This window comes from Streptomyces sp. NBC_00691 (genome assembly GCF_036226665.1).
Taxonomy (GTDB): Bacteria; Actinomycetota; Actinomycetes; order Streptomycetales; family Streptomycetaceae; genus Streptomyces.
Genome location: NZ_CP109007.1, coordinates 938533 through 963741 on the forward strand (window position 1 = coordinate 938533; position 25209 = coordinate 963741).

The 25209-nt window shown below is 72.6% G+C and carries 27 protein-coding genes; 15 read left to right on the plus strand and 12 right to left on the minus strand.

All coding sequences use genetic code 11. The features are described from left to right. Positions 1-24: 24 nt before the first annotated feature. The 3 genes from OG392_RS04110 to OG392_RS04120 form a co-directional block, all read right to left on the minus strand. Positions 25-1059, minus strand: coding sequence for a LacI family DNA-binding transcriptional regulator (locus tag OG392_RS04110; protein ID WP_329275665.1), 1035 nt, complete (start codon positions 1057-1059; stop codon positions 25-27). 152 nt (positions 1060-1211) lie between these two features. Further along, a complete protein-coding gene (locus OG392_RS04115; RefSeq protein WP_329275668.1) occupies positions 1212-1541 on the minus strand; it encodes a putative quinol monooxygenase in 330 nt (109 codons plus the stop codon). A gap of 45 nt (positions 1542-1586) precedes the next feature. Then, a complete protein-coding gene (locus OG392_RS04120; RefSeq protein ID WP_329275671.1) occupies positions 1587-2348 on the minus strand; it encodes an IclR family transcriptional regulator in 762 nt (253 codons plus the stop codon). Positions 2349-2527: 179 nt separating this feature from the next. Between OG392_RS04120 and OG392_RS04125 the strand changes: the two genes are divergently transcribed. The 8 genes from OG392_RS04125 (at position 2528) to OG392_RS04160 (ending at position 11184) form a co-directional block, all read left to right on the plus strand. Next, positions 2528-4303, plus strand: coding sequence for a VanW family protein (locus OG392_RS04125; protein ID WP_329275674.1), 1776 nt, complete (start codon positions 2528-2530; stop codon positions 4301-4303). 120 nt (positions 4304-4423) lie between these two features. Beyond that, complete coding sequence (locus tag OG392_RS04130) at positions 4424-5455, plus strand: serine hydrolase domain-containing protein (protein ID WP_329275676.1); 1032 nt, start codon at positions 4424-4426, stop codon at positions 5453-5455. A gap of 99 nt (positions 5456-5554) precedes the next feature. Beyond that, the gene (locus OG392_RS04135) at positions 5555-6181 is read left to right on the plus strand and encodes a GNAT family N-acetyltransferase (RefSeq protein ID WP_329275678.1); all 627 of its coding nucleotides are present in this window, start codon (positions 5555-5557) and stop codon (positions 6179-6181) included. Positions 6182-6309: 128 nt separating this feature from the next. Next, positions 6310-7755, plus strand: a complete 1446-nt coding sequence (locus OG392_RS04140; protein ID WP_187624257.1) for a glyceraldehyde-3-phosphate dehydrogenase — start codon at positions 6310-6312, stop codon at positions 7753-7755. A 127-nt stretch (positions 7756-7882) separates the two neighbouring features. Beyond that, positions 7883-8653 carry a DUF817 domain-containing protein gene (locus tag OG392_RS04145; RefSeq protein ID WP_329275684.1) on the plus strand — a complete coding sequence of 257 codons (771 nt, stop codon included), beginning with the start codon at positions 7883-7885 and terminating at the stop codon, positions 8651-8653. A gap of 220 nt (positions 8654-8873) precedes the next feature. Further along, entirely contained in the window at positions 8874-9077 is a 204-nt protein-coding gene (locus OG392_RS04150) for a cold-shock protein (RefSeq protein ID WP_030218719.1), read from the plus strand. A 228-nt stretch (positions 9078-9305) separates the two neighbouring features. Beyond that, positions 9306-10760, plus strand: coding sequence for a DEAD/DEAH box helicase (locus OG392_RS04155; protein ID WP_329275687.1), 1455 nt, complete (start codon positions 9306-9308; stop codon positions 10758-10760). A 46-nt stretch (positions 10761-10806) separates the two neighbouring features. Beyond that, on the plus strand, positions 10807-11184 hold the full coding sequence (locus tag OG392_RS04160) for a MazG-like family protein (RefSeq protein WP_329275690.1): 378 nt from the start codon (positions 10807-10809) through the stop codon (positions 11182-11184). On the opposite strand, the gene OG392_RS04165 is transcribed toward OG392_RS04160, so the two are convergent. Genes OG392_RS04165 through OG392_RS04180 form a run of 4 tightly spaced genes read right to left on the minus strand, consistent with a single transcriptional unit; the run spans position 11171 to position 15049 of the window. Further along, positions 11171-12364, minus strand: coding sequence for an ABC transporter permease (locus OG392_RS04165; protein ID WP_329275692.1), 1194 nt, complete (start codon positions 12362-12364; stop codon positions 11171-11173). The genes OG392_RS04160 and OG392_RS04165 overlap by 14 nt on opposite strands. Beyond that, the gene (locus OG392_RS04170; protein ID WP_329275694.1) at positions 12361-13254 is read right to left on the minus strand and encodes an ABC transporter ATP-binding protein; all 894 of its coding nucleotides are present in this window, start codon (positions 13252-13254) and stop codon (positions 12361-12363) included. The genes OG392_RS04165 and OG392_RS04170 overlap by 4 nt, the downstream gene beginning before the upstream one ends. Then, positions 13251-14348 carry a peptidoglycan-binding domain-containing protein gene (locus OG392_RS04175; protein WP_329275697.1) on the minus strand — a complete coding sequence of 366 codons (1098 nt, stop codon included), beginning with the start codon at positions 14346-14348 and terminating at the stop codon, positions 13251-13253. The genes OG392_RS04170 and OG392_RS04175 overlap by 4 nt, the downstream gene beginning before the upstream one ends. Beyond that, complete coding sequence (locus OG392_RS04180) at positions 14345-15049, minus strand: hypothetical protein (protein ID WP_329275700.1); 705 nt, start codon at positions 15047-15049, stop codon at positions 14345-14347. Before OG392_RS04180 ends, OG392_RS04175 begins: the two co-directional genes overlap by 4 nt. A 134-nt stretch (positions 15050-15183) precedes the next feature. On the opposite strand from OG392_RS04180, the gene OG392_RS04185 reads away from it, so the two are divergent. Genes OG392_RS04185 through OG392_RS04195 form a run of 3 tightly spaced genes read left to right on the plus strand, consistent with a single transcriptional unit; the run spans position 15184 to position 17992 of the window. After that, positions 15184-15906 (plus strand): response regulator transcription factor, encoded by a 723-nt coding sequence (locus OG392_RS04185; RefSeq protein ID WP_329275702.1) that lies wholly within the window; start codon positions 15184-15186, stop codon positions 15904-15906. Further along, the gene (locus OG392_RS04190) at positions 15903-17501 is read left to right on the plus strand and encodes an ATP-binding protein (protein ID WP_443054668.1); all 1599 of its coding nucleotides are present in this window, start codon (positions 15903-15905) and stop codon (positions 17499-17501) included. Before OG392_RS04185 ends, OG392_RS04190 begins: the two co-directional genes overlap by 4 nt. After that, entirely contained in the window at positions 17498-17992 is a 495-nt protein-coding gene (locus OG392_RS04195; RefSeq protein WP_329275704.1) for a hypothetical protein, read from the plus strand. The genes OG392_RS04190 and OG392_RS04195 overlap by 4 nt, the downstream gene beginning before the upstream one ends. 196 nt (positions 17993-18188) lie before the next feature. Here the strand turns inward: OG392_RS04195 and OG392_RS37510 are convergent, their stop codons facing one another. Continuing rightward, complete coding sequence (locus OG392_RS37510; RefSeq protein ID WP_443054669.1) at positions 18189-18785, minus strand: helix-turn-helix transcriptional regulator; 597 nt, start codon at positions 18783-18785, stop codon at positions 18189-18191. Between the two features lie 134 nt (positions 18786-18919). Here OG392_RS37510 and OG392_RS04205 point away from each other — a divergent pair, with 134 nt between their 5' ends. Then, positions 18920-19420: an STAS domain-containing protein gene (locus tag OG392_RS04205; protein ID WP_329275707.1), complete on the plus strand. Its 501-nt coding sequence runs from the start codon at positions 18920-18922 to the stop codon at positions 19418-19420. Here OG392_RS04205 and OG392_RS04210 read toward each other — a convergent pair. Further along, positions 19414-19821 carry an ATP-binding protein gene (locus OG392_RS04210; protein WP_329275709.1) on the minus strand — a complete coding sequence of 136 codons (408 nt, stop codon included), beginning with the start codon at positions 19819-19821 and terminating at the stop codon, positions 19414-19416. The genes OG392_RS04205 and OG392_RS04210 overlap by 7 nt on opposite strands. A 266-nt stretch (positions 19822-20087) precedes the next feature. Between OG392_RS04210 and OG392_RS04215 the strand changes: the two genes are divergently transcribed. Next, positions 20088-20981: a SigB/SigF/SigG family RNA polymerase sigma factor gene (locus tag OG392_RS04215; RefSeq protein WP_329275712.1), complete on the plus strand. Its 894-nt coding sequence runs from the start codon at positions 20088-20090 to the stop codon at positions 20979-20981. A gap of 59 nt (positions 20982-21040) precedes the next feature. Here OG392_RS04215 and OG392_RS04220 read toward each other — a convergent pair whose 3' ends face one another. Together OG392_RS04220 and OG392_RS04225 are read right to left on the minus strand one after the other, a co-directional pair. Then, the gene (locus tag OG392_RS04220; RefSeq protein WP_329275715.1) at positions 21041-21676 is read right to left on the minus strand and encodes an ATP-binding protein; all 636 of its coding nucleotides are present in this window, start codon (positions 21674-21676) and stop codon (positions 21041-21043) included. A 33-nt stretch (positions 21677-21709) separates the two neighbouring features. After that, entirely contained in the window at positions 21710-22102 is a 393-nt protein-coding gene (locus OG392_RS04225; protein ID WP_443054671.1) for an STAS domain-containing protein, read from the minus strand. A gap of 321 nt (positions 22103-22423) precedes the next feature. Between OG392_RS04225 and OG392_RS04230 the strand changes: the two genes are divergently transcribed. Together OG392_RS04230 and OG392_RS04235 are read left to right on the plus strand one after the other, a co-directional pair. Beyond that, positions 22424-22918 carry a DUF6328 family protein gene (locus OG392_RS04230; RefSeq protein ID WP_329275718.1) on the plus strand — a complete coding sequence of 165 codons (495 nt, stop codon included), beginning with the start codon at positions 22424-22426 and terminating at the stop codon, positions 22916-22918. 113 nt (positions 22919-23031) lie between these two features. Further along, positions 23032-23361 (plus strand): plasmid stabilization protein, encoded by a 330-nt coding sequence (locus OG392_RS04235; RefSeq protein WP_329275720.1) that lies wholly within the window; start codon positions 23032-23034, stop codon positions 23359-23361. Positions 23362-23456: 95 nt separating this feature from the next. On the opposite strand, the gene OG392_RS04240 is transcribed toward OG392_RS04235, so the two are convergent. Next, on the minus strand, positions 23457-24875 hold the full coding sequence (locus OG392_RS04240) for an amidase (RefSeq protein WP_329275723.1): 1419 nt from the start codon (positions 24873-24875) through the stop codon (positions 23457-23459). Positions 24876-25209 lie beyond the last annotated feature (334 nt).

The following is a 25209-nucleotide window of genomic DNA, read 5'->3' on the forward strand; positions in this document are numbered from 1 at the left end:
CGGCCGGAGCGCGGTGGCCCGGCGTCAGGAGGAGGCGCGGACCACGAGTTCCGTCGGGAGCATCTGGCGGGGCTGCTCGTCCGGTTCGCTGGGTTCGGCGATCTCCTGGAGGAGCAGCCGGGCCATGGTGCGGCCCATCTCCTCGATGGGCTGCCGGACGCTGGTCAGCGGAGGGTCCATGTGCCGGGCGACGGCGGAGTCGTCGACGCCGACGAGCGCCACGTCCTCGGGGACCCGGCGGCCCGCCTCGCGCAGAACGCCGCGCGCGCCCGCGGCCATGACGTCGGAGGCGGCGAAGACGGCGTCCAGGCCCGGTCGGCGGTCGAGGAGTTCGCGCATCGCGCGCCGTCCGCCCTCCTCGGTGAAGTCCCCGGTGGCGACGAGTTCTTCGTCGGCGTCGAGTCCCGCCTCCGCCAGGCCCTCCCGGTAGCCGTCGAGTCGGCAGCGGGCCACGTACATGTCGAGCGGTCCGGTGATGGTGGCGACGGCGCGGCGGCCGCGCGCGGCGAGATGGGCGACGGCGGTGCGGCCGGCGCCGGTGTTGTCGGAGTCGACGAAGGCGACGCGCTCGTCCTCGGTGCGGCGGCCGTTGAGGACGGCGGGCAGGCCGAGGGCCCGGACCTGGTCGGGCAGGGGGTCCGCGGCGTGCACGGAGACGAGGAGGACGCCGTCGACGCGCTGGGCGGCCAGGTACTGCTCGAAGCGCTGCCGCTCCTGCTCGCTGCGGATCAGGGTGAGCAGCAACTGTTTGTCGGCGTCGGCGAGTTCGCTGCTGACGCCGCGGATGATGTCGAGGAAGTACGGCTCCGCGAAGAGCCGGGCCTCGGTCTCGGGGATGACGAGCGCGACGGCGTCGGTCCGGCTGCCGGCCAGGGCGCGGGCGGCCCTGTTGGGTACGTAGCCGAGTTCGGCGACGGCCCTCTCGACGGCCGCCTTGGCCTGCTCGCTCACCCGGGGGGAGCCGTTGATGACCCGCGAGACGGTGCCGCGGCCGACTCCGGCCCTGGCCGCGACCTCCTCGAGGGTGGGCCTGCCGGTCTGCCGCCCGCTCACCGCCATGTGCCGCTTCTCCCCTCGGGCCGCCGCCCCCGCCTGCGTGTGGACGCGAACCTATCAGGCGGGGCGGGGCCGTCCCCGGGGCACGGCGGACGGGCCCGGGGCCCGTGGCCCCGGGCCGCCCGGGACGGCTCTCACGCCGGCCGGGGGAACGCTCAGGCGCCGGTCGGGGCGAGCTCCGCCATGGCGCCCCAGCCCTGCTGCGGGACCTCGACGTTGATGATCTCGGGAGTGGACGCGATGGCCCCGGCCATGGCCTCGAGACCGGCCGTGAAGTGCGGGGAGGCGACGTGGGCCGCGCCCGCCGCGGCGTCCGCGAAGGCCTCAAGGAGGACGAAGACGTTCGGGTCGTCGACGCTGCGGGACCAGTCGAAGAAGAGGTTGCCGGGCTCCTCGCGGGTGGCGCGGGTGAAGTCGGCCACCAGGTCGAGCCAGCGGTCGGCGTGGTCGGGGCGGGCGGTGAAACGTACGGCGATGAAGATCATGCGGTAAGCCTGCGACGCGTCGGCCCGCGCGGCCACTCGGCCCGCTCAGGATTCCGGCAGGGCCGGAAACTCCGGCGCGGCCCGGGTGAGCGCCGCCCGGATCTCGCCCTGCCGCCGCCCGAAGTCGGCGGTCGGCAGCGAGACGGACAGGGCGTGCACGATGCCGTCGCCGCGCTCGGGCAGCGCGACGGCGAGACAGGTGTACGCGAGGTCCGCCTCGCCCACGGACACGGCGATGCCCTGCCCGCGCACCCGGTCGACCTCGGCCTCGAAGCGCTCGGCGCTGGTGATGGTCCGCTCGGTGAAGCGGGCCATCCCGTGCTCCGCGAGGTAGCGACGGCGCAGCGGGCGCGGCAGCGCGGCGAGCAGGGCCTTGCCGTGGGCGGTCGCGTGGGCGCGCTGCTCGGGTCCCGGCGTGAAGGGATGCGCGGCGTCGGTGACCGGGGCGGTGGTGTCCACGACGGTGATCAGGCCGTCGCGGTAGGCGGTGTGGTACGCCTCCGCGCCCGTGGCGCGCCGCAGCCGGCCGAGGAGGTCCCCGGTGCCGGCGCCGAGCCCGTGGTGCCGCTGGTGCGAGCGGTGCAGGGCGGGGACGCGTGGCCCCGGGGCGTACCCCTCTGCGGTGCGGACGAGGTAGCCGCGGGCGAGCAGGGGCCCGGTGAGGTGGTAGACGGTCGAGAGGGCACAGCCGAGCCGCCTGGCCAGCGCCTTCGCCCCGACGGGCCGGTCGGCGTCGGCGACGGCGTCGAGGACGGCGAGGGCCCGGTCTACGGACTGGGGCCCGGTGCTCGGGGACGGGGCAGGCATCGGTCCAGCTTAGGGCGCGGGGAAGGGCGGGACCCGCCTCGCCCCCGACCCCGGAGACTCTCCGTACCGCCTCCGCTGCCCTCCGTATCCCCGCAGGTCAAACCGGCCTTATGTGCATAAGACACTCTTTCGGCGTACCGTCGGGTGTTCCCCTGATCCTCGACGCCACGGGAGAGCGCGTGCCCCGCTCCACGACCCACCATGCCCCGACGCCCCGCGAGGGGCGCCGTCCGCGTCTCCGGACAGCGGCGATCGCGACGGGTGTGGTCGCCGTCGCCGCGGGCGGCCTGTACGTGGCGGGGCTCGTCGCCACCGGTGACGACATATCCGCCGGCACCCGCGTCGGCGGCGTGGACATCGGCGGCATGAGCCGTGCCGACGCCGAGGCCAAGCTGGCGGCCGAGGCCCCGGCCGCGTGGAGCGCGCCGATACCCGTGCGGGTCGGTGACCGCACCTCCACCGTGGCCCCGGTGTCCGCCGGTCTCACCGTGGACGTGGCGAAGACCGCCGAACTGGCGGCCGATCCCGCGCGCGACCCGTTCACCGTCATCGGACGGCTCTTCTCGTCCGGCGACCGCGAGATCGAGCCGGTCCTCGCGTACGACGCGGACAAGGCGAACGCCGCCGTGGCCGAGCTGGCCCAGAAGAACGACCGCACGGTGCGCGAGGGGGCCGTGGCCTTCCGCGAGGGCAAGGCCGTCGCGACCCACCCCGTCGCCGGTCAGAAGCTGGACACGGGCAAGGCGGTCGAGACGCTGCGCGCCGCCTATCCCGCCACCACCGGCGCCTCGCCGGTCACGCTGCCCGTCTCCGTGACCGAGCCGAAGCTGCCCGCGGCCGAGGTGAACCGCTTCCTCGACACGTACGCCAGGCCCGCCGTCTCGGGACCGGTGACGCTCACGGCGGGCGCCGACCGGCTGCGGATCTCCGCCGCCACCCTCGGCGACCACCTCACCGTGAAGAACGACGCGGGCCGGCTGACCGCCGCCCTCGACGCCGAGGCGCTGCTGCGCGACCCGGACGTGGCGGACCCGATCTCCTCCCTGACGGGCGCGCCCGTCGAGGCGACCCTCGGCGTCCGCGACGGCAAGGTCGTCGTGGAGTCGGAGGGCAGGCCGGGCCACGAGGTGACCGCGAAGGCCCTCGGCGACGCCGTGAGCCCCCTGCTCACCCGGTCCGGCGCCGCAGCGCGTACCGCCTCCGTGGCCACCACGGTCACCCAGCCCGAGCTGTCGTCCCAGTCCCTGGCGCGCCTCGGGATCACCGAGCAGATGTCGACGTACACGGTGAACTTCCCGGCCGCTCCGTACCGGACGACGAACATCGGCCGCGCCGCGGAGCTCATCAACGGTTCGATCGTGCAGCCCGGCGAGGTGTGGAGCTTCAACAAGACGGTCGGCGAGCGCACCCCGGACAACGGCTTCGTCGACGGCACGATGATCCTGGACGGCCAGTACCGCTCCGCACCCGGCGGCGGCGTGTCGGCGATGGCCACCACCATGTTCAACGCCATGTTCTTCGCCGGGGTGAAGCCCGTCGAGTACGGCGCCCACTCGTTCTACATCGAGCGCTACCCGGCCGGCCGCGAGGCGACCGTCGCGTGGGGCCAGCTCGACCTGAAGTTCCGCAACGACTCCGGGAAGCCGATCTACATCAAGGCGGGCGCCACGGACACGTCCGTCACCGTGAGCTTCCTCGGGACGAAGAAGTACGACTCGGTGGAGGCGGTGGCCGGGAAGCGCACCAACCTCACGGAACCGAAGAAGGCCGAGGGAACCGGCAAGGCCTGCGTGCCGCAGCCACCGCTCCAGGGCTTCGACATCGCGGTCGACCGGGTCTTCAAGAACGACGGCGCCGAGGTCAAGCGGGAGACGTTCAAGACCCACTACACCCCGCGCGACGAGGTCACCTGCAAGCCGGTCGACCAGCCCGACAAGGAGACGGACGCCAGGTGACCGGCGCGCGGCCGGCGGGGAGACGGATGCCCGGAAGGGTGTCTTCCCGCACGGTCGGGGCATGACTCCGGAGCACGGCCCACCAGGCCAGGGCCGCCCTCAACCGTCCGGAGGCCCGCCTTGGCGCAGCGCAGCGACCCCTTCGAGCGGCTCCTCGACGACGCCGTGCGCGCGGGTGTGTGCCCGGGCATGGTCTGGGCCGTGGGGCACGGCCGTACGACGGTGTCCGAAGGGGCCGTCGGCCTGCTCGACCCGGAGCGGCCCGGCGAGCCGATGCGCCACGACACGCTGTTCGACGTGGCGAGCCTCACCAAGGTGCTGGCCGTCTGGGCCGTGGTCGGCACGCTCGTCGACGCCGGGAAGATCGACCTGACGGCCCCACTGGGCGACTACTGGCCCGAGGCGGCGGGACGGCCGCTCGCCGACGTGACGGCGCATCACCTCCTCACCCACACCGCCGGCATGCCGCTCCGCGCCAACCTCCGGCACCTGTACGGATCCGATCCGCAGGACGTACGGGACGGCGTCCTCGCCGAGCGGCTCCGGCACCGGCCCGGGGAGGCCGTCGCGTACACCGACCGGGCGGCCCTGATCCTCGGGTTCCTCGCCGAGCACCTCACGCGCCGCCCGCTCCCCCGGCTCGCCGAGGAACGCGTCTGGAGCCCGCTCGGGATGGCGGAGACCCGGTACGGTCCGCTGGCGGCCCCGCTCAAGGAGCGCTGCGCGCCCACCGAGTACGACGAGGAGAGCGGCCGGCACCTCAAGGGCACCGTCCATGACTTCTCGGCCCGGCTGCTCGGCGGCGCCTGCGGGATCGCGGGGGTCTTCACGACCACCGGCGACGTCGGGCGGTTCCTCCGTCACCTCCTCGCCCCGGTGCCCGGGGTCTTCTCCGCCGAGTGGACGGCCGGCTCGCTCCGCGTCCGCACCGGCGGCCTCGAACCTCCCCGCGGCCTGTTCTGGCACCCGGCGCCGGGCACGGCACCCGCGGACGACGTCTGGTCGCACTTCGGCTTCACCGGCACGGGCATGTGGGTCTCGCCGAGCCGGGACCGCTGGGCGGTCCTGCTCACCAACCGCCTCCGGCTGACCAGGGACCCCGGCCCGCTGGCCCGGGTAAGGGAGGTCTTCCGGACCCTCGCCTTCCGCTGACCGCGCCACGAAATCCGCGTGCCTCGCGGCGGCGGCTCTGCGAGCCTGCACCCGAACGAACGATCTTTGACGGGGTGCGAGGCGCAAGGAGTGCGGACGATGGGATTCACCCTCGAAGGACCGGTCCTGGAGGGCGCGCTGGTGCGCCTGGAGCCGCTCGGGCACCACCATGCCCCGGGGCTCGCCGAGGCGGCGGAGGAGAACCGGGACAGCTACGGATTCACCTCGGTGCCGGACCGGGAGGGGGTCGGGGCGTACATCGACGCGCAGCTCGGCCGCGCCGCCGACGGTCTCCTCGCCCCGTACGCGCAGGTGGCCGTGGCGACCGGCCGCGTGGTCGGCCACACCTCCTTCTGGGACCCGCGGCGGTGGCGGTCCGGTGCGGGCCTCTGCGCGATCGAGATCGGTTTCACCTGGCTCGCGGCCTCCGCGCAGGGCACGGGGGTGAACACCGAGGCCAAGTACCTGCTGTTCAGGCACGCCTTCGAGAGCTGGGAGGTGGCCCGGGTGGACCTGAAGACGGACGCCCGCAACGCCCGTTCCCGGGCGGCCATCGCGAGCGTGGGGGCGACCTTCGAGGGTGTCCTGCGGAACTGGTCGCGCTCCTGGGCGCCGGGCGAGGAGGACCGTCTCCGCGACAGCGCCGTGTTCTCGGTCATCGCCGAGGAGTGGCCCGAGCGCCGGACGGCCCTCGAACGGCGTCTGGCGGCGAGGCGGTCGGGCTGAGATACGGCCTGGTGGCAGCCCCGGAACGTGGCAGTGGGGGCGTCGGACGTGACGTTCGGCACCCCTCCGATGGAGCAAACGGGCCGGGGGTTACCATATGAGCGCCGCCTAGCTCGAAAGATAAACTTGTGACTGTCAATGACGACTCGTTCACCAGCTGGAAGAACCGCGAGGAGATCGCGGAGTCGATGATCCCGATCATCGGGAAGCTGCACCGGGAGCAGGACATCACCGTCCTGGTCCACAGCCGCTCCCTGGTGAACAAGTCGGTGGTCAGCATCCTCAAGACCCACCGGTTCGCGCGCCAGATCGCCGGCGAGGAGCTGTCGGTCACCGAGACGCTTCCGTTCCTCCAGACGCTCACCACCCTCGACCTGGGCCCGTCCCAGATCGACATCGGCATGCTGGCCGCCGAGTACAAGACCGACAACCGCGGTCTCACGGTGGAGGAGTTCACCGCCGAGGCCGTCGCCGGTGCGACCGGTGAGAACAAGATCGAGCGCCGCGACGGACGCGACGTCGTCCTGTACGGCTTCGGCCGCATCGGCCGCCTCGTCGCCCGCCTCCTCATCGAGAAGGCCGGCTCGGGCAACGGTCTGCGCCTGCGCGCGATCGTCGTCCGCGGCGGCGGCGAGCAGGATCTGGTCAAGCGCGCCTCGCTGCTGCGCCGCGACTCGATCCACGGTCAGTTCCAGGGCACGATCACGGTCGACGAGGCGAACAGCACGATCGTCGCCAACGGCAACACGATCAAGGTGATCTACGCCAACGACCCCTCCGAGGTCGACTACACGGCGTACGGCATCGAGAACGCCATCCTGATCGACAACACCGGCAAGTGGCGTGACCGCGAGGGCCTGTCGAAGCACCTGCGCCCCGGCATCGACAAGGTCGTCCTGACCGCGCCCGGCAAGGGTGACGTGCCGAACATCGTGCACGGCGTCAACCACGACACGATCAAGCCGGACGAGCAGATCCTCTCCTGCGCCTCCTGCACCACCAACGCGATCGTGCCGCCGCTGAAGGCCATGGACGACGAGTACGGCGTGCTGCGCGGTCACGTGGAGACGGTCCACTCGTTCACGAACGACCAGAACCTCCTGGACAACTACCACAAGGCGGACCGCCGCGGCCGTTCCGCGCCGCTCAACATGGTGATCACCGAGACCGGTGCCGCCTCGGCCGTCGCCAAGGCGCTGCCGGAGCTCAAGGCCCCGATCACGGGCAGCTCGATCCGCGTCCCCGTCCCGGACGTGTCGATCGCCATCCTGAGCCTGCGCCTGGGCCGCGAGACCACCCGCGACGAGGTCCTCGAGTACCTGCGCGACGTCTCTCTGCACTCGCCGCTGAAGCGTCAGATCGACTTCACCACGGCCCCCGACGCCGTCTCGATGGACTTCGTGGGCTCGCGCCACGCGTCGATCGTCGACGCCGGCGCGACCAAGGTCGACGGCGACAACGCGATCCTCTACCTCTGGTACGACAACGAGTTCGGCTACTCGTGCCAGGTCATCCGGGTCGTCCAGCACGTCTCCGGCGTCGAGTACCCGACCTTCCCGGCCCCGGCGGTCTGATCCCGGCCCGCCCACCGGCACGGCGACGCGCCGCACTTCCTCCGGGGGGTGCGGCGCGTCGCCGTTCGCCGTGCGGCGTCCCTCCCGCCGCGCGAACCGACCGCCGCCGAAGGGCGTCCCTCCCCGCATGGACACGTTCACGCACGGGATGCGCCAGCTCCTGCGGTTCGCGGTGCTGGAGGCGCGGTGCTGCGCCTTCGCCGTCGCGCTCGTCGGGGGGATCGCCGTCTCGTCCCTGCTGCCCGAGCTGCCGATCGCCCGGTACGACCTGCTGCTGCTGTACGGGATCGGGCTCACCGTCGTGGCCTGGAGGGTCGGCTGGGACAGCGGCCGGGACATCGCGGTGATCGCCGCCTGTCACGCCACGGGCCTGCTCTTCGAGTTGGTCAAGGTTCGGATGGGCTCCTGGAGTTATCCGGAGGAGGCGCTGACCAAGGTCGGCGGGGTGCCGCTCTACGGCGGATTCCTCTACGCGGCGCTCGGCAGTTACGTCTGCCGGGCCCGGCGCCTGTTCGACCTGCGGCTGACGGGCTACCGGCCGCGCGCGACGGCCGTGCTCGCCGCCGCCGTGTACGTGAACTTCTTCAGCCACCACTGGCTGCCCGACGCCCGCTGGGTCCTGGCGGCGCTGATCCTCGTGACGACGGCGGGGACCTGGGTGCGGTTCCGGGTGGGCGTACGGGACCACCGGATGCCCCTGGCCCTGTCGTTCGTCCTGATCGGCTTCTTCCTCTGGGTGGCGGAGAACGCGGCCACGTACGTCGGCGCCTGGAGCTATCCGGACCAGCTGGACGGCTGGCAGCCGGTGTCCCTCGCCAAGTTCGGCGCATGGGCGCTGCTGATGACGGTCACGTTCGTCCTGGCAATGTCCTCGCGCTCCGTGCGACACGAGAATTGAGGCAATTCCCTGCGCCCGTGCACGGGCGCAGGGGACGTGGTACAGTCAACAGCAGTTGCAGTCGTGGTTCCCAAAGAAACTTACAAGTGCCTTTGACGATTCGACATCGTCAGGCACTTTCTGTGTTTTCGGTGCAGTTTTCCGGACGGGGCAATCATCACGGCGACGCCGGGGTCCGCACAGTGCGGCCCCCAGGGCTACGCCCCGAAGGAGAATTGACATGGCTAACGGCACCGTGAAGTGGTTCAACGCTGAAAAGGGCTTCGGCTTCATCGAGCAGGAGGGTGGCGGCCCGGACGTCTTCGCCCACTACTCCAACATCGCCACCTCTGGCTTCCGTGAGCTCCAGGAAGGCCAGAAGGTGACCTTCGACGTCACGCAGGGCCAGAAGGGCCCCCAGGCGGAGAACATCCTCCCCGCCTGACGTTGACACGTCCGACGCAGCCGGTGTCCTCACCCGTGTGGTGAGGGCCCCGGCTCGTCGCATTTTCCAGGCTTTTCAAACATTCCCGGGCTTTCACGACCGGTTGCCGATTTCATACCCTCGGCATGGCCGGATCCGTACGCCTGTGGCATTCGGTACGTTCCAGTAATTCATCGGGCCCGCGGCCCTTCGCGAATTCCTCGAGGCGCACCGTTTCGAGGAGGACCCATGAACGACACGAACGGCGCGAACAGCGCACCCCGAACGGACCGGGCAGGACGCGGCACCCGCGCCGTGGACGAATGGGCGGCGCTGCCGGTCGGCACCCCGGCCCTGCCGCCCGCCGCCACCTTCGCCGAGCTCGCACTGCCGGGCGCGGTCCATGAGGTCCTCGCCGGGCTCGGCGTCGACACACCGTTCCCGATCCAGTCCGCGACCCTGCCCGACGCCCTCGCGGGCCGTGACGTCCTGGGACGCGGACGCACCGGATCCGGCAAGACCCTCGCCTTCGGCCTGCCCCTCCTGGTCCGCGTCGCCGGCCGGCGCGCCGACGCCCGCAAGCCGCTCGCGCTGGTCCTCGTACCCACCCGCGAACTGGCCCAGCAGGTCACGGACGCCCTCGACCCGTTCGCCCGGGCCCTCAAGCTGCGTCTGGCCACCGTCGTCGGCGGCATGTCGATCGGCCGGCAGGCCACGGCGCTGCGCGACGGGGCCGAGGTCCTGATCGCCACGCCGGGCCGGCTCATGGACCTCGTCGAGCGCAAGGACTGCCGACTGGAGCGGGTGACCGTGACCGTCCTCGACGAGGCGGACCAGATGGCCGACATGGGCTTCATGCCGCAGGTCACCGAACTCCTCGACCTGGTGTCCGCCGAGGGGCAGCGGATGCTGTTCTCCGCCACGCTCGACCGCAACGTCGACCTCCTGGTGGAGCGGTACCTCACGGACCCGGTCGTCCACTCCGTCGACCCGTCGGCGGCGACCGTCTCCACGATGGACCACCATGTGCTCCATGTGCACGGGGCCGACAAGTTCGCCACCGCCACGGAGATCGCCGCCCGCGAAGGCCGGGTCATCATGTTCCTGGCGACGAAGGCCTCCGTCGACCGCTTCACCAAGCACCTCCTCGGCAGCGGCGTGCGCGCCGCCGCCCTGCACGGCGACAAGTCCCAGCCGCTGCGGACCCGCACCCTGGACCGCTTCAGGACCGGCGAGGTCCCGGTCCTGGTCGCCACCAACGTGGCGGCGCGCGGCATCCACGTCGACGAGCTCGACCTCGTCGTCAACGTCGACCCGCCCGCCGACCACAAGGACTACCTGCACCGCGGCGGACGCACCGCGCGCGCAGGAGAGTCCGGGGTCGTCGTCACCCTGGTCACCCCCGAGCAGCAGCGTGACGTGGCCCGGCTCATGGCCGACGCCGGCATCCGCCCCCAGGTCACCAAGGTCCGGTCGGGCGAGGCCGCGCTGAGCCGCATCACCGGTGCCCGTACTCCCTCGGGCGTGCCCGTCGGCGGCGCCGCGCCCAGCCAGGAGGGCACCAAGCGCGGCGGGGCGGCCTTCCGCGGCGTGGGCACCGTCCCCGGCCGCCCGGGCCGCGCCAAGAACGAGTCCCGCAAGGCCGCCGAGGCCCGCAAGACGGCCGAGGCGAGGCAGGCCGCCCGCATCCGCCGGGGCAAGTAGGCCGCCCTCCGCACCCAGCCACCGTCGGCGTACCAGAGGAGACCCCGTGAGGGACGACGACCCTTGGGACACGATCCGTTCGCTCGCCTCGCTGTTCACGGAGTTCGACACCGGGCGGGGGCTCGCCGCGGAGGAGCAGTGGACGCTGCAGGTGCTCAAGCTCTCGGAGGAGGTCGGCGAGGCCGCGCAGGCCGTCCTCGGGGTCCGGGCGGTGAATCCCCGCAAGGGCCGCAGCCACGACTGGGAGCAGGTGCAGGAGGAGGTGGTCGACGCCGTGATCACCGGCATGGTCTCCCTCGCCCGGATGCGCCCCGACGACGCGCCCGAGTTCTTCGCCTCCGTCCTCGCCCGGAAGTCGGCCAGGTTCCTCCGGCCCACCGACCCGCACCCGCACGACGGAGACCCCACGGTCACGTCGCGTTGAGCGCCACCGTCGGGTGGAGGCGCGAGGCACGGATCGCCGGGTAGAGCCCGGCGATCACCCCGATCATCAGGGTGGCCGCGAGGCCGCCCGCGAGGGACCAGGGCGGGACGACCGCCGTCCAGCCCTGGACCCGCGCGAAGCCGTACGTCGCCGCCGCGCCGAGCAGGGCTCCCACCGCCCCGCCCAGGGCGGACAGCAGCAGTGACTCGGTGAGGAACTGGAGCCGGATCGCGTTGCGGGTCGCGCCGAGGGAGCGGCGCAGGCCGATCTCCTGACGACGCTCCAGGACCGAGATGACCATGGTGTTGGCGACGCCGACGCCGCCGACCAGGAGGGCCACCGCACCCAGGCCCAGCATCAGGGTCGTCAGGCCCTTGTCGGTGGCGGCCTTGGCGGCCAGCGCGTCGGAGGGCCGCGAGACCTTGACGCCCGCCTCGCCGCCGGGACTGATCGTGCGGGCCAGGATCGCCCGTACGTCCTCCACCGAGGCGTCCGTGGAACGCTCGAAGATGGTCGTCGGGTGGCCGTCGAAGCCGAAGTGGCGCTCGGCAGCGGGGAATCCGACCATCGCCACCCGGTCGAGGTTCGGGACGAGTTCGAGCGGTTTCAGAATGCCGACGACGACCACGCGGGTGTCGTTCATCATGATCGTCTCGCCGCTGCGGGTGATGCCGAGCCGGTCGGCGGCCACCGCTCCGAGGACCGTGACCGGAAGCCGTTCCCCGGCCGGGTCCAGCCAGGTGCCCTTGTCCACCTCACCACCGAGCGCGGCCAGGAGGTCGGTGCGGACCGCCTGGGCGGTGACGCCGGCGGTGCGCTCCTCGGGGACCAGATCGCTGCGCCGGATCCGGGCATCGACGTCCGCCGTCCCGGTGGCGTGCCGGACGGGGCCGATGCGCTCGACCATCGCGACCGCGTTCTCGGGGAGTTTGATCTCCTTGCCCAGCGCGTCCTTGCCCGCCTCGGCGGTGAGGAGGTTGGTGCCGAGCCGGTCGAGCCGGGCCATCAGGTCCGCGCGGCTGGACTCGGAGAGACCGACGACCGCGACCATGGTCGCGATGCCGATGGCGATGCCGAGCGCGGACAGCACCACGCGCGCGCGGCGCGCGCGGAGACCGACCGCGCCGACCCGGAGGACGTCGCCCGCGGAGAGGCGTGAGGGCTTGAGAGTGGCCTTCACGGCGCGGCTCCTTCACGGGGAAGGACGCCTCGCTCGTCCGCGACGATCCCGCCGTCCTTGAAGCGGACCCGGCGCGGCAGCGAGTCCGCGATCTCGTTGTCGTGGGTGATGACGCAGATCGTGGTGCCCGCGGCGTGCAGCTCGTGCAGCAGCTCCATGACGACCTCCCCCGAGGCGGTGTCGAGGGCACCTGTGGGCTCGTCCGCGAGCAGCAGCCGGGGCTCCCCCACCAGCGCGCGGGCGATGGCCACGCGCTGCTTCTCGCCGCCGGACAGCTCGTTCGGCAGGTGGGAGCGGCGGTGGCCCAGGCGTACCCGGTCCAGCGCGGACCGGGCCCGCGCCCGGCGTTCCCGGAGCGGCACGCCCGCGTACAGGAGCCCGTCGGCGACGTTGTCGACGGCGTCGCGTCCCGCCGCGAGATGGAAGTGCTGGAACACGAAGCCGATGTGGCGGGCGCGGAGTGCGGAGAGCCGCTTGTCGGAGAGCGTGGACACGTCGTGTCCGGCGATCCGTACGGTGCCGCTGGTGGGCTTGTCGAGGGTGCCCATGACGTGGAGCATCGTGGACTTGCCGGACCCTGAGGGGCCGACGACGGCGAGCAGTTCGCCTTCGCCGACCGTGAGGTTCACTCCGCGCAGGGCGTGGACACCGCCGGGGTACGACTTTCCGGCGTCCCGCAGCTCGACGACGGGGGTGGGGGTGGGGGCGTCCTCGGTCCGGAGGGCGGTCGCGGCCCGGGGGCCGGTCCGGGGCTGATTCGGGGGCGGGGACAGGGGCTGGGGCAGGGGCTGGGGCAGGGGCTGGGGCAGGGGCTGGGGCAGGGGCTGGGGCTGGGGCTGGGGCTGGGTGGGACGTGAGCCTCTGGCGGCCCTCGTGCGGTCCTGGTTCATGAGGCCGCCATTCCGATCTTCAGGCCTTCTTTCACGTCGGCACCGCTGACCTCGATCTGCCCGTCGGCGGTCATGCCCGTCTCCACCCGTATCGTCCTGGTGGTGGTGCCCTGGACGATCTGGAGGCCGTAACCGCCGTTCTCGCCGCGCAGGGCGAGGACCGCCTCGACGGGAACCGCGAGGACTCCCCTGCGGGCCTCGCTGACGAACTTCACGCTCGCCGACGCCCTGGCGTCCTCGCCGGACACTGCGCGCGCCCCGCCGTCGAGCACGACCTCGACGACGATGCCCTCCTGCGACACGGCACCGGCCGCCGAGCCGGCCGCCTCCGGGCGTACGGTCCCGGCGACCCGCCCGGCCACGATCCTCCCGCTGGGCAGCGTGACCTCGACCTTGGTGCCGGCCGCGGTGAGCGCGCCGTCGGTCTGCTCCAGGTGGGCCCGGACGACGGGTCGGGTGGAGGCCACGGTCAGGACGGTTCCCCCGGGGCCGACCTGGTCGGCGAGCGCCGCGTCGACGGAGACCACCTTGACCGGGCCGGGCTGGAAGACGACATCGCCTCGGCCGACCCTTCCGGTGGGCTCGCGGTTCAGGGACTTCTGCCACCGTTCGACCGCCGCCTCGGTGTCCTTGTCGTAGCGCGGGTCGACGTGGACCCCGGTTCCGTACCCCAGGTCGCGCAGATTGCGCTCCAGTTGGAGGACGTCGCTGCCCCGGTCACCGGTCCTCATCTCGCGGAACATCGGGACGGGGCCGTAGAGGAGGCTGACGGGCTTGTCGTTCAGCTCGTACAGCGCCTGCCCCCTGGTCAGCGTCCTGCCCTCGGTGGCGGCGACCGTGACGGTTCCGTCGACCGCGGCCTTGACGGGCCGGCGCTGCGCGAAGTCGAGCGTGCCGTCGACCGTCTTGGACTGGACGAGGTCGGTCCGTACCACGGTCGCGGTGGCGGGCGGCAGATCGCCGCCCTTCCCGGCGGCGCCGGACCCGTCGGCGCCCTCGCCGAGGAGTCCGAAGTCCCCCAGGAGGACGGCTCCCCCGGTGACGGCGGCGGCCGTCACCGCGCCGAGCGTGCGGAGGGCGGTACGGCGCTTCACTGCATGCCGTCCAGACCGTCGAGCAGCTTCGTCTTGCAGGCCTCGCGGGCCTGCCTGTACGCCGGTGAGTCTCCGTCGATGGTCGGGGACGCCGGGTTGGGGTCGCCGCCCGGCTGGGCGTTGCCGCCGCTCATCGTCGGGTTGGTGAACCGGGAGACGCCGTTGTCCCGCATGCACTTGGCGTGCGCCAGCATCGACTCGTAGTCCTTCTGCTGGTCCCGCTCGGGCTCGGCCAGCATGACCTTCTGGAGCTCGTCGACACAGACGCCGTTCCTGCCGCCCTTGGCGGCCTCCATCTGGCCGGGCCGGGAGGAGATCTCCTCGACCTTGCCCCAGTCCAGGTGCCCGCTGAGCTTGGGGTCGGGGAAGTCCTTGTAGCCGCCCTTGACGCGCATGCACCGGACGTAGTCCATCTGCGCGTCGTAGAAGGCGCTCTTCCCCGCGGGCCGGGCGGCGGGGGCGGTGCCGTTCGGCGCGGCGGGCGAGGCGGTGGTGGTCTCCGGCACCGACGCGATCTCGTCGTTCTTCCCGGCGCCGACGGCGCTGTCGTCGCCGCTGCCGCACGCGGCGGAGAGGGCGAGGACGGGGAGCACGGCGAGGGCGGTCAGCCGCAGCCGGGCGACGGTGGCGCCAGGGACGGCGGGGCGGAGGCCGTGGTGACGGGCACGGGGAACGGCTCGGGAAAGTGTCTTCGGGGTCATGCCCCTCACTCTCGCCATGCCACGTGATGGCGATTCCATGGCGACATGATGAGAACGTAACAATGCCCCCGACCTGCGCATCGAGGCCCGATCGGGGCACCGGACAGGCCCACGCGGCACCCATAATCGACGGCATGCCGCATGTACTGCTGATCGAGGACGACGCGTCCGTACGGGACGGAATGGAACTCGTGCTGCGCCGGCACGGCTACGACGTCGACACGGCGGCCACCGGCGAGGAGGCGCTCGCGCTGCTCGACGCCCCGGACGGCGCGAGGATCGAGCTGGCCGTCCTCGACCTGATGCTGCCGGGAATGGACGGTTTCGAGGTGTGCCGCCGCGTCCGCGCCCGTACGGCGACGCTTCCGGTCATCATGCTGACCGCGCGCGGGGACGACCACGACATCGTGACCGGTCTGGAGGCCGGTGCCGACGACTACGTGGTCAAGCCGGTCACCGCACCCGTCCTGGAGGCCCGCATCCGGGCCGCACTGCGACGCGCCGAGCCGACCGGAGCGCCGGGGCCGGTGGGAGCGGCGGGTGCTCGGCCTCCCGGCGGCGAGGACTTCGCCGGTCTGGTGATCGACCGCGCCGGACTCACCGTCACCAAGCACGGGGCCGTGATCCCGCTTCCGCCCACGGAGCTGCGGCTGCTCCTCGAACTGTCCGCCTCGCCCGGCCGGGTGTTCAGCCGCGAGCAGCTCCTCGCCTCGGTCTGGGACCACACGTTCCTCGGTGACTCCCGGCTGGTGGACGCGGCGGTCGGCCGGCTGCGGGCGAAGCTGGAGGACGTACCGGCGAGACCGCGGTACGTCCAGACGGTGCGGGGCTTCGGCTACCGCTTCGGGCCGCTGTGAGCGGGACCGGCCGTACGGGTCGCGCGGCCGGCGCCGAGCCCGCCGGGGGCTCCCCCAGACGGCGCTCCCGGCGGCTCGTCGGAGGGCTGCGGACCCGGCTCGTCGTGACCTTCGTCGTCGTCGCGCTCATCAGCGCGGTGACCGCTACCGCGCTCGCCTACCGGGACGCGCGGACCGCCGTCCTCCGGCGCACCCAGGACGCCGCCGTGAACGACGTACGGGCGCGCGTCACCGCGGTCGCGGCGGACTTCGACCTGCCGCCCGACCAGCGGTCGCTGGGCCGGTTCGCGGCGAAGGTGTCGGACGGCCTCGGCGCCCGGATCGTCGTCGCCCGCTACCAGGACCTCGTCGCGGTGTCCGATCCGCTCGCCGACACGGAGGGCCGGATCACCGTCGAGCTGCGGAGCGCCGTACGGGCCGGGGACGGGACCCGGTTCCAGCGGGTGATGTGGCGGGACGAGCCGTACCTGGTGGTCGGCATGCCCGTGACGTACGCCGACGGCGACCGCCGCTTCTCGGGCCTCGAGGTCTTCGCGATCACCGATCTCCGGGCCGAACGCGACGACACCGCGGCCCTGTTGGACTCCGTACGGGCGGGAATCCTGCCTGTGGTGGTGGTGGCCGCCCTCCTGGCGCTGCTCGCCGCCGGAACGGTCCTGCGTCCCGTACGGAAACTGGGGCGGGCCACAGGTGAACTCGCGGAGGGCGACCTCGGCAGCCGTGTCGAGGTCAAGGGGCACGACGAACTCGCCGATCTGGCGAGGACGTTCAACGAGACGGCGGACGCCCTGCAGGCCTCCGACGCGCGCCTGCGCGAGCAGGAGGCGAAGGCACGCCGCTTCGTCGCGGACGTGTCGCACGAGCTGCGCACACCGCTCGCGGCGATGACGATGGTGGCGACCGTCCTGGAAGAGGACGCCGACCAGCTGCCTCCGGACGCGGCGCGGGCGGCCCGCACGGTGGGCGCGGAGACGGCGCGGCTGGCGCGGCTCGTCGAGGACCTGATGGAGATCTCCCGTTTCGACGCGAACGCCATCCGGCTGAACGCGACCGAGGCCGATCTCGCCGACGCCGTACGGGCTTCCCTCGCGCTGCGCGGCTGGACCGAGCGGGTGGAGGTCCGTCTCGCCGAGGGCGTAAGGGCGGTGGTCGACCGGCGGCGAGTCGATGTGATCGTGGCGAACCTGGTGGGCAACGCGCTGCGGCACGGAGCGCCGCCGGTCACCGTGACCCTCGCGACGAGGACGGGCCCGGCCCGTCGTTCGACGACGCTCCCGTCGACGGACCCGACGACAGTCACGAGCCCTCACGCGGGCGACGAGGACGAATGGGTGACCCTGGAGGTCGCCGACCACGGCCCGGGGCTGCCGCCGGAGGCGCGGGAGCGGGTCTTCGACCGCTTCTACAAGGCGGACGCGGCCCGGACGCGGAGCGCGGCCGACACCGGCGGACAGGGCAGCGGCCTCGGGACGGCGATCGCCCTGGAGAACGCGCGGCTGCACGGCGGCACGATCGGCGTCGCCGAAGGACCGCAGGGCGGCGCGGTGTTCACCCTGTGGCTGCCCCTTCGGCGTACGGGAGAGGACGCGGAGTGAGGGTACGGGCGGGAGTGCTGGTCTCCGTCCTCGGGGCCGCCCTGGTGGGGTGCGGTGTGCAGCCGACGGGGGTGATAGGCGCGGGCGAGCCGGCGACCGGGCTGACGCGCGGGATCCGGCTGTACTACGCGTCGGACAACGGGCTTCGGGGCGTGCCCGTGCTCGACAGGGAGGTCGAGAACCTCGCCTCGGTGGTGAAGCTGCTCGCGAGCGGCCCACCGCCCGCCGAGCAGCGTGACGGCCTGACCAATCTCGTCGAGCTCGGCGGCTACACGGTGACGGGCCGGGGCGCGGAGGTCACGGTGCGCCTGGAGGAGCCGTACGCGGGGACGGGCCGGGACCAGGGTACGGGGCAGCTGGTGTGCACGCTGGCCCGGGCCCAGTCCGTCCTGGACCCGAAGGTCGGGACGGACGACGTGGAGGTCACGCTGCGTCAGGCGGAAGGCCCGGCACTCGGGCCCTACCGGTGCGCCGAGTTCCTCGACGGCTAGCACACGACGGGGCGGGCCCGGGGGCGGCGAAGGGCGCCCGGCGCTTCCGCGTCAATCCGGCGGGACGCGCGGAGTTCGCCGTGGAGCAGACCATTCCGCAGATGTCGGACATTACGTTGACCTCCGTCAGACGTGTCCGGAGTCTCGGACAGGGGCCCTTCGCGTGCCGGTGGACGCCTGTCCCCGTTGCCGGTCACTAGGAGTCGAGACCCGGCGGAGGGCCGGCGGCGCTCGTCCCCGTGGAGGGCTCGGCGCCGGGAGCGGCACTCCCGGGGCGGTCCTCGGCGCCCGGGTCCACCTCCCCCGGGCGGGACAGCGGGGCGGCGTCGCCCAGCCCGGCGTCGGCCATGGGGGCGGCGTCACCGCTCCCGCGGCCGGGCGACGGGTCCGTGGCGCCCGCATCGGCGTCGACCACCGGAGCGGCGTCGGCCGCTCCGGCGTAGGACGCCCGGCGGACGTCGCTCAGCCGGGTGCCGCGCCCCTGGGCGCCGTCGCCGGGGGCCGCCTTGAGCAGGTCGAGAAGACCCGTGATCTCGTAGTCACCCTCCAGCGGGTGCCGGAAACGCTTGCCGGGGGCCAGACGGTAGCGGTTACGCCGGCCTTCGCGCGCGTGCGTGAGGTATCCGGCGTTCTCCAGGTCGGCGACGATCGCCTGCACCGTTCGCTCGGTGATCCCGCACGCGGAGGCGACATCGCGCAGCCGTACGTCGGGATCTCTGGCGATCACCACGAGCACCCGTGCGTGATTCGTCAGGAAGGTCCATGACTGACGATCGCCTGACCTGTCACTCATGCGCCCATTATGTGGCGTTTTAATCGCGATCCGCAAGACCGGAAAACCATCTCATGTAATGATTGACGTGTTATGGGATGAAGAGGACGATAAGGACAGAAAGACCAGGCTTGGCTGGACCATGGGAGTTCACCATGCACCCCGTTCCCGACCGCGCCACCGATCTCCGGGCATCCGCCGGTGACACCGGCATCCGGCCCGCGACCGTGGACGCGCGGATGACCGTGAAGATCGCGCCGGACGGCACTGTCGTCGTCAGCGGCGAGGTCGACAGCGCCACCGCCCCTCACCTGTGCCGGAGCCTGCTCACCGCCCTCCATGCGCACCCGGAGGGGGTCACGCTCGACCTCGCGGCCGTGACCTTCTGCGACTGCGCCGGTCTGGGCGCTCTCCTCACCGCGCGCGCCGCATGGGTCGCACGCACCGAGGAGGGCGTACCGGGCCGGACGCCCGGCCTGCCCGATCGGGCCGCACCCGCCGCCCGGGCCACCGTCCCGCGCCGACGCCGCGACGGGCACCGCCGCCCCCGCACGCCCCTCTCGCTCGGCCCGGTGAGTCCCCGGATGGCCCGCCTGTTCCAGCTGACCGGCACCGGAGCGCTCTTCCCTCCGCCGACGACGGGACGGACTCAATGAAGCGGCAGCCGTACCTCGATGGTCTTGCCGCCCTCCGGCAGCAGGGAGAGCCTGATCTCCTGCGCGAGCAGCCTGACCAGGGGCCAACCGAAGCCCCCCTCCGCCGGACCGGAGACGCGGCCCGTGCCGCGGCCGTCCGCGAGACGGGGCAGCTCACCGCTCGCGTCCGCGACGGTGATCGTCACGGCGCCCGGGCCGAGTGCCACACCGAAGCCGGTGAGGCCTCCCCCGTGCCGCAGCGCGTTGGTCACCAGCTCGGACGTCACGAGCAGCGCGTCCCCGACGGCGGTGGGGGACGGCGGCCCGCCCGCTCCCGTCGCGGCCACCTCCAGCGCCTCCGCCACGCGGGCGCGGGCCTCGGCCGCGTCCTGCGGGACGAAGCGCCGGTCCCCGTCCGGCATCGGATGCGCCGTGCCATGTCCTGTGATCACTGTGCTCCCACCCGGTCTCGGTTTCGGCCCCCGCCGCCCTCTCCCCCTCCTCCCCGGGCTTTCAACGGGCCCCTGCCCCGACGGCTCGTACGCATTCCCCCTCGTTCTACGGATTTCTCACATTCCCCTGATTCACCGTGTTCACCCCGCTTTTTCCCCTCTGTCACCCACGGTGTACTGCTCGTGTGCGACAGCTGAGGGTATGAGCCCCTAGGGACCTCCGACGAGGAGCCTTCATGTCGAACCACCGCAGCACCGTCCGCCGGCCCGTCCCGCCCGACCCCGGGCCGACCGCCGGACTACCGGAGATCGCGGATCCTCTCTCGGTGAGCACCGCGGACGCCCGCGCGCTCTCGACGGTCCTCTTCGAGCGGCTGCGCTCACTGGACGAGGGCTCGGCGGACTACTCGTACGTGCGCAACACCCTCGTCGAGCTGAACCTCAGCCTGGTCAAGTACGCCGCGACCCGCTTCCGCCGCTCCCACGAGTCCTGGGAGGACATCGTCCAGGTCGGCGCCGTCGGCCTGATCAAGGCGATCAACCGGTTCGACCCGGAGCGGGGCAACGAGTTCATGTCCTTCGCCCTGCCGACCGTGCTCGGTGAGATACGGCGGCATCTGCGGGACACCAGCTGGAGCGTCCACGTACCGCGCCGCCTGCAGGAACTCCGCCTCGACCTGGCCAAGGCGCACGACGCCCTCGAACAGGAGCTGGGCCGCCCGCCGACGGACGCGGAGCTGGAGGCCCATCTCCACATCACCGCAGCCGAGCTGCGCGAGGGGCGACTCGCGGCGAACGCGTTCACCAGCCGCTCGCTCGACGTCCCCGCCGACGACGAGGACGGCGGTCCGGGCATGCTCGCGCGCTGCCTGGGCAGCGACGACGAGTCCTTCGAGAAGATCGAGAACCTGGAGGCGCTGAAGCCTCTCGTCGCCGCCCTGTCCGAGCGCGACCAGATGATCCTCGCGCTGCGGTTCGGCGACGAGCTGACCCAGGCACAGATCGGCGCGCGCCTCGGCCTCTCCCAGATGCACGTGTCGCGACTCCTCGCCCGCATCGTCGAGGAGCTGCGTACGGCCCTGGCGACGGACGGGGCGCCGCAGCCGACGGCCGCGCCGGCACCGCGCTGATCCGGGCCGTCGCCGAGCGGCGGCAGCAGGTCACGGACGGCCGTCGCGGGCCACCCGGCTCACGGGCCGCCGTCGGGGGACGCCCCGCCGCCCGGACGAGCGGGGTCCCCCGGACGCGCCGGCCATGGGGACCCGGCCCGGCCCGCCGCCGCCCGCGAGTGCTCAGGAGCGAGCGGCGGCGCGTGCTCCGGGACCGGGGCCGCCACCTCCATCCAGAAGGCCTTGCCGGTCTCCTGGGGCACGGCTCCCCACGCGCGCGTGAGCCGGTCGATCACGATCAGGCCGTTGCCTCCCGGCTGCCCGGGCGCTCCTCGTGGCCGGAGGGCCGGAATCCCCCCGCTGCCGTCGTTCACCTCGATCCGCAGATCACCGGCCGTGCCGGTCCTCGCGCCCGGCGGGGCGTCACTCTCCGCGTCATCGCCCGCCGGCTCGACGGGGACGAGCCGGATGACCAGCTCCGTCGGACCGCCGGCGTGCAGACAGGCGTTGGTCACGGCTTCCGAGACGACCAGCAGGACATCCTCGATCGCGAGGTCCCGTTCCACCTCGGTGAGCCCGGTGCCCTCCGGCGTACCTGGCCAGTCCCAGTCGGCGAGCGCGACCCGGCAGAAGTCGCGGCACCGCGCGACCACGGACTCCCCGCTCCGCAGGACGAGCCGTCTGATCTGACCCCTGAACCGGACCGGTTCACTCATCCCTGCCTCCACCGGTCCGATGTCGTGCGACGTTCACAGGTGCTCCCCCTCGGCCAGTTCGGCGGGCAGCTCGTCGTGCACCGTGAAGACCGTGACGACGCCGGTGACGCCGAAGGCCCGGTCCACGGGCGGCCGCAGCGCGGCGAGCTCCAGCCGACTACCCGCCTCCCGCGCGTCCAGTCGTGCCGTGAGCAGCAGATTGAGACCGGTCGAGTCACAGAACGTGAGGCGTTCGCAGTCGACGACGACCCGTTCGGGGCGACGGTCCAGGGCATCGGCCAGCGCGGCGTGCAGGGGCTCCTGGGTGTCGCGGTCGAGCTCTCCCGTCACCGTGACGACGGCCGTGGCACCGCTCCACCGGACCCCGGCCGTCAGGCGTGGACCGACCGGCCCGGCATCACCCGTCCCTGTCGCATCCCTTGGCATCCGGCTCTCCGGTTCCCGTCGGCGCAGAATTGCGAGCTGCAGCCGACGATACGCCGAGGACTCCGGGCGAGGCGAACGGAAGACCTCCGGCCGCGTGGCGCGGTCGGCGCGGTCGGGGCTGCGGGTGCGGTCGGTGACGGCCTTCCGGGCCCGACCGCTCTCGATCGCTCCCGGCTGCTGTCTCCTCCCCCTTCTGCTCCCGACCGGCTTTCGTGTGATGCGACGAAGAGTCACGGCGGTACGGCTGCTACGCGGCCGGGCAGGGAACACGTGGCGTACGGCCTCCACCCCGCGCGGCCCCCGAACCGGAAGGTGAGACGGATGGCTGACCTCGGCACCGGGCGGGGGCGCGACGAGACCGTGGACGAGCGTGCCGACCGGCAGTGGCAGGACCTCATGCAGGAGATCCGGGTGGTCCAGACCGGTGTGCAGATCCTCCTCGGCTTCCTCCTGACGGTCGTCTTCACCCCCCGGTACGAGAGCCTCGGGTCGACGGACAAGGGGATCTACATCGTGACGGTGGTCCTCGGCTCCCTCGCCACCGGCGCTCTGATCGGCCCGGTCTCCTTCCACCGTCTCGTGGCCGGCCGGCGGATCAAACCCCAGGCGGTCACGTGGGCGTCCCGGCTGACCTTCATCGGGATCCTGCTCCTGCTCGCCACCCTCACGAGCGCCCTCGTCCTCATCCTCCGGGTGGCCACCGACAACGAGATCGTGCCGTGGCTCGTGGCCGGGGTCCTGGCCTGGTACCTGCTGTGCTGGTTCGCCCTGCCGCTGTGGGCCCGCAGCCGGCACACCGCGGAGCGGAAGGAGTGAGCGGAGGGAGAGGAGTGCGGGAAGGGGCGGCGGGTATCCGCACGGGAGACCGCTCGGCGCACCAGGGAGATCGGAGCACGTGCCGACGCGGAGCACACAGGAAGGAGCACGTCATGCCTCGCGGATCCAGCCCGAAGCGGGAACGGCAGTACGAGCACATCAAGGAGAGCGCGGAGGAGCGCGGCGAGAGCGAGAAGCGCGCCGAGGAGATCGCCGCACGCACCGTGAACAAGGAGCGGGCGCGGCACGGCGAGTCCAGGACGGCGAGCCGGCTGTCCCTGGAGGACATGTCGTCCGGCGAGCGCGGTGGCCGGCGCTCCCACAGCGGCGCCCAGGGGCGCACGTACGACCAGCTCTACGAAGAGGCCAGGCGCCGGAAGCTCGACGGCCGTTCGAAGATGAACAAGGCGCAGCTGGAGCGGGCGCTCGGCGGCGACAGCTGATCAGGCCGCCTCCGGGCCGCCGGCCTCCCCCGAGAGCGGTCTCCTCCGCGCCGCCGCCCCTCCGAAGCCTCGGTCTCCCCTGAGTCGCAGGCCGGTCAGACGTCCTGGATGCGCCGGAACGGGCGGTTGGCCTCCAGCGTGTACGCCACGTCGAGCAGCGTCCTTTCGCTGCCGGGGCGGCCGGAGAACATGACGCCGATGGGCACCCCGTCCTCGGTCGCGCTCGTGGCGGGAACCGAGATCGAGGGTGTCCCGACGACGTTGTTGACCGGTGTGAAGGCGACGTACGCGAGGATCCGCTCGACCAGCGTCGCGTACGGCACGGTCGGGCTGAGGTGACCGATCCGCGGCGTGGTGTGCGCCAGTACGGGCGTGAGGACGAGGTCGAGCCCGCGGAACGCCGCCGCGTACGCCTCCCGCGTCCGCTTCAGCCTCCGCAGCACGGCCGGTGTGCGCCGCCAGCTCTTCAGGTACTCCTCGCGCAGCCCCCGGCTGAGGCCGTCCATCCGGTGCCGGTCGAAGTCCGGACCGAGCGTCCGGCCCGTGACGCCGAGGAGGAAGGACAGCATGCCCCAGTACGTGAGGAAGTCGTCGGTGAAGCGGGGGTCGAGGCGCAGTTCGACCGGCTCCACGGTGTGGCCGAGCCGTTGGAGCGTCGTGACGGTGTCCATGACGGCGGTCCGGGTCGCGGTGTCGGCGTGGACGCCGTTCGGCGAGTCGACTAGGAACCCGATGCGCAGGCGTCGTTCGGAGGGTCCCTCGACCAGACCGAGGGGCGGCAGTTTCGGATTGCGCCAATGGGTCTCGGCGGCGGCGAGGAACGCGGCGGTGTCCCGTACCGAACGGCTCACGATGCCGTCGGAGACGATGTCCAGGGGCAGTTGACGGCTCTGGGCGTTGGTCACGACCCGGCCGCGGGTCGGCTTGAGTCCGACGAGCCCGCAGCAGGCGGCGGGGATGCGGATCGAGCCGCCGCCGTCGTTGGCATGGGCGATCGGCACCGCTCCGGCGGCGACGAGCGCCGCGCTGCCGCCCGACGAACCACCCGCCGAACAGCCGGTGTTCCACGGGTTGCGGACCGGTTCGGCGGTCTCGTACTCCGTGGCGGGGCTGAATCCGAACTCGGGCAGCCGGGTCTTGCCGAGGACCGTGACGCCGCTGCTCAGGAGCTGCCGGGTGAAGGGCGCGTGGCGCCGGGCGACACGCGGGGTGAACGCGGCGCTGCCGTGGCCGGTGGGCAGTCCGAGGTAGTCGGTGTTGTCCTTGACGAAGGTCGGCACGCCGGCGAAGGCACCGTGGCCCGGCCCGGTGGCGTACGCGGGGGCGTCGATGCGGACCTGGATCGCGTGGAGCCGGTCCTCGACGTCCCGTACGCGCTCGGCCGCGTCCCGGGCGACCTCGGCGGCGCCGACCTCGCCCCGCCGGATCGCAGCGGCGAGCCCGACGGCGTCGTGCTCCCCGAGTGCGTCGTCCCGGAAGGCGTGCACCGTGGCCTGTTCCTCGAAAGTCGTCACCGCTACCTCAGCCCCCGGCCGTGTGGATGGTTGGCCGCCAGCATGCCCTACCAACCAGTAACACGCGAGTGGTCGACCGGCTCGGATCCGAGCGCGAAGCCCCGCCGGCCGAAGCCGTCGGTATCGGCGAGGGCGAAGAAAAAGAGAAAGGCAAGGAGCTGAAACATCTCCTCGCCACTCTCAATGTATAGCGCACAGGGGGCCTTGCGGCAAGGCCCCCATCCTGGTGCAGAATCTCCAGCCGTAGCCAGTGACCTGCGGAAATCGACGCGCTCGCACGATCGGCGAGCGCGCGCCGCTCGGGGACCCATGACCGGCGGCCGGCTCGACGCAA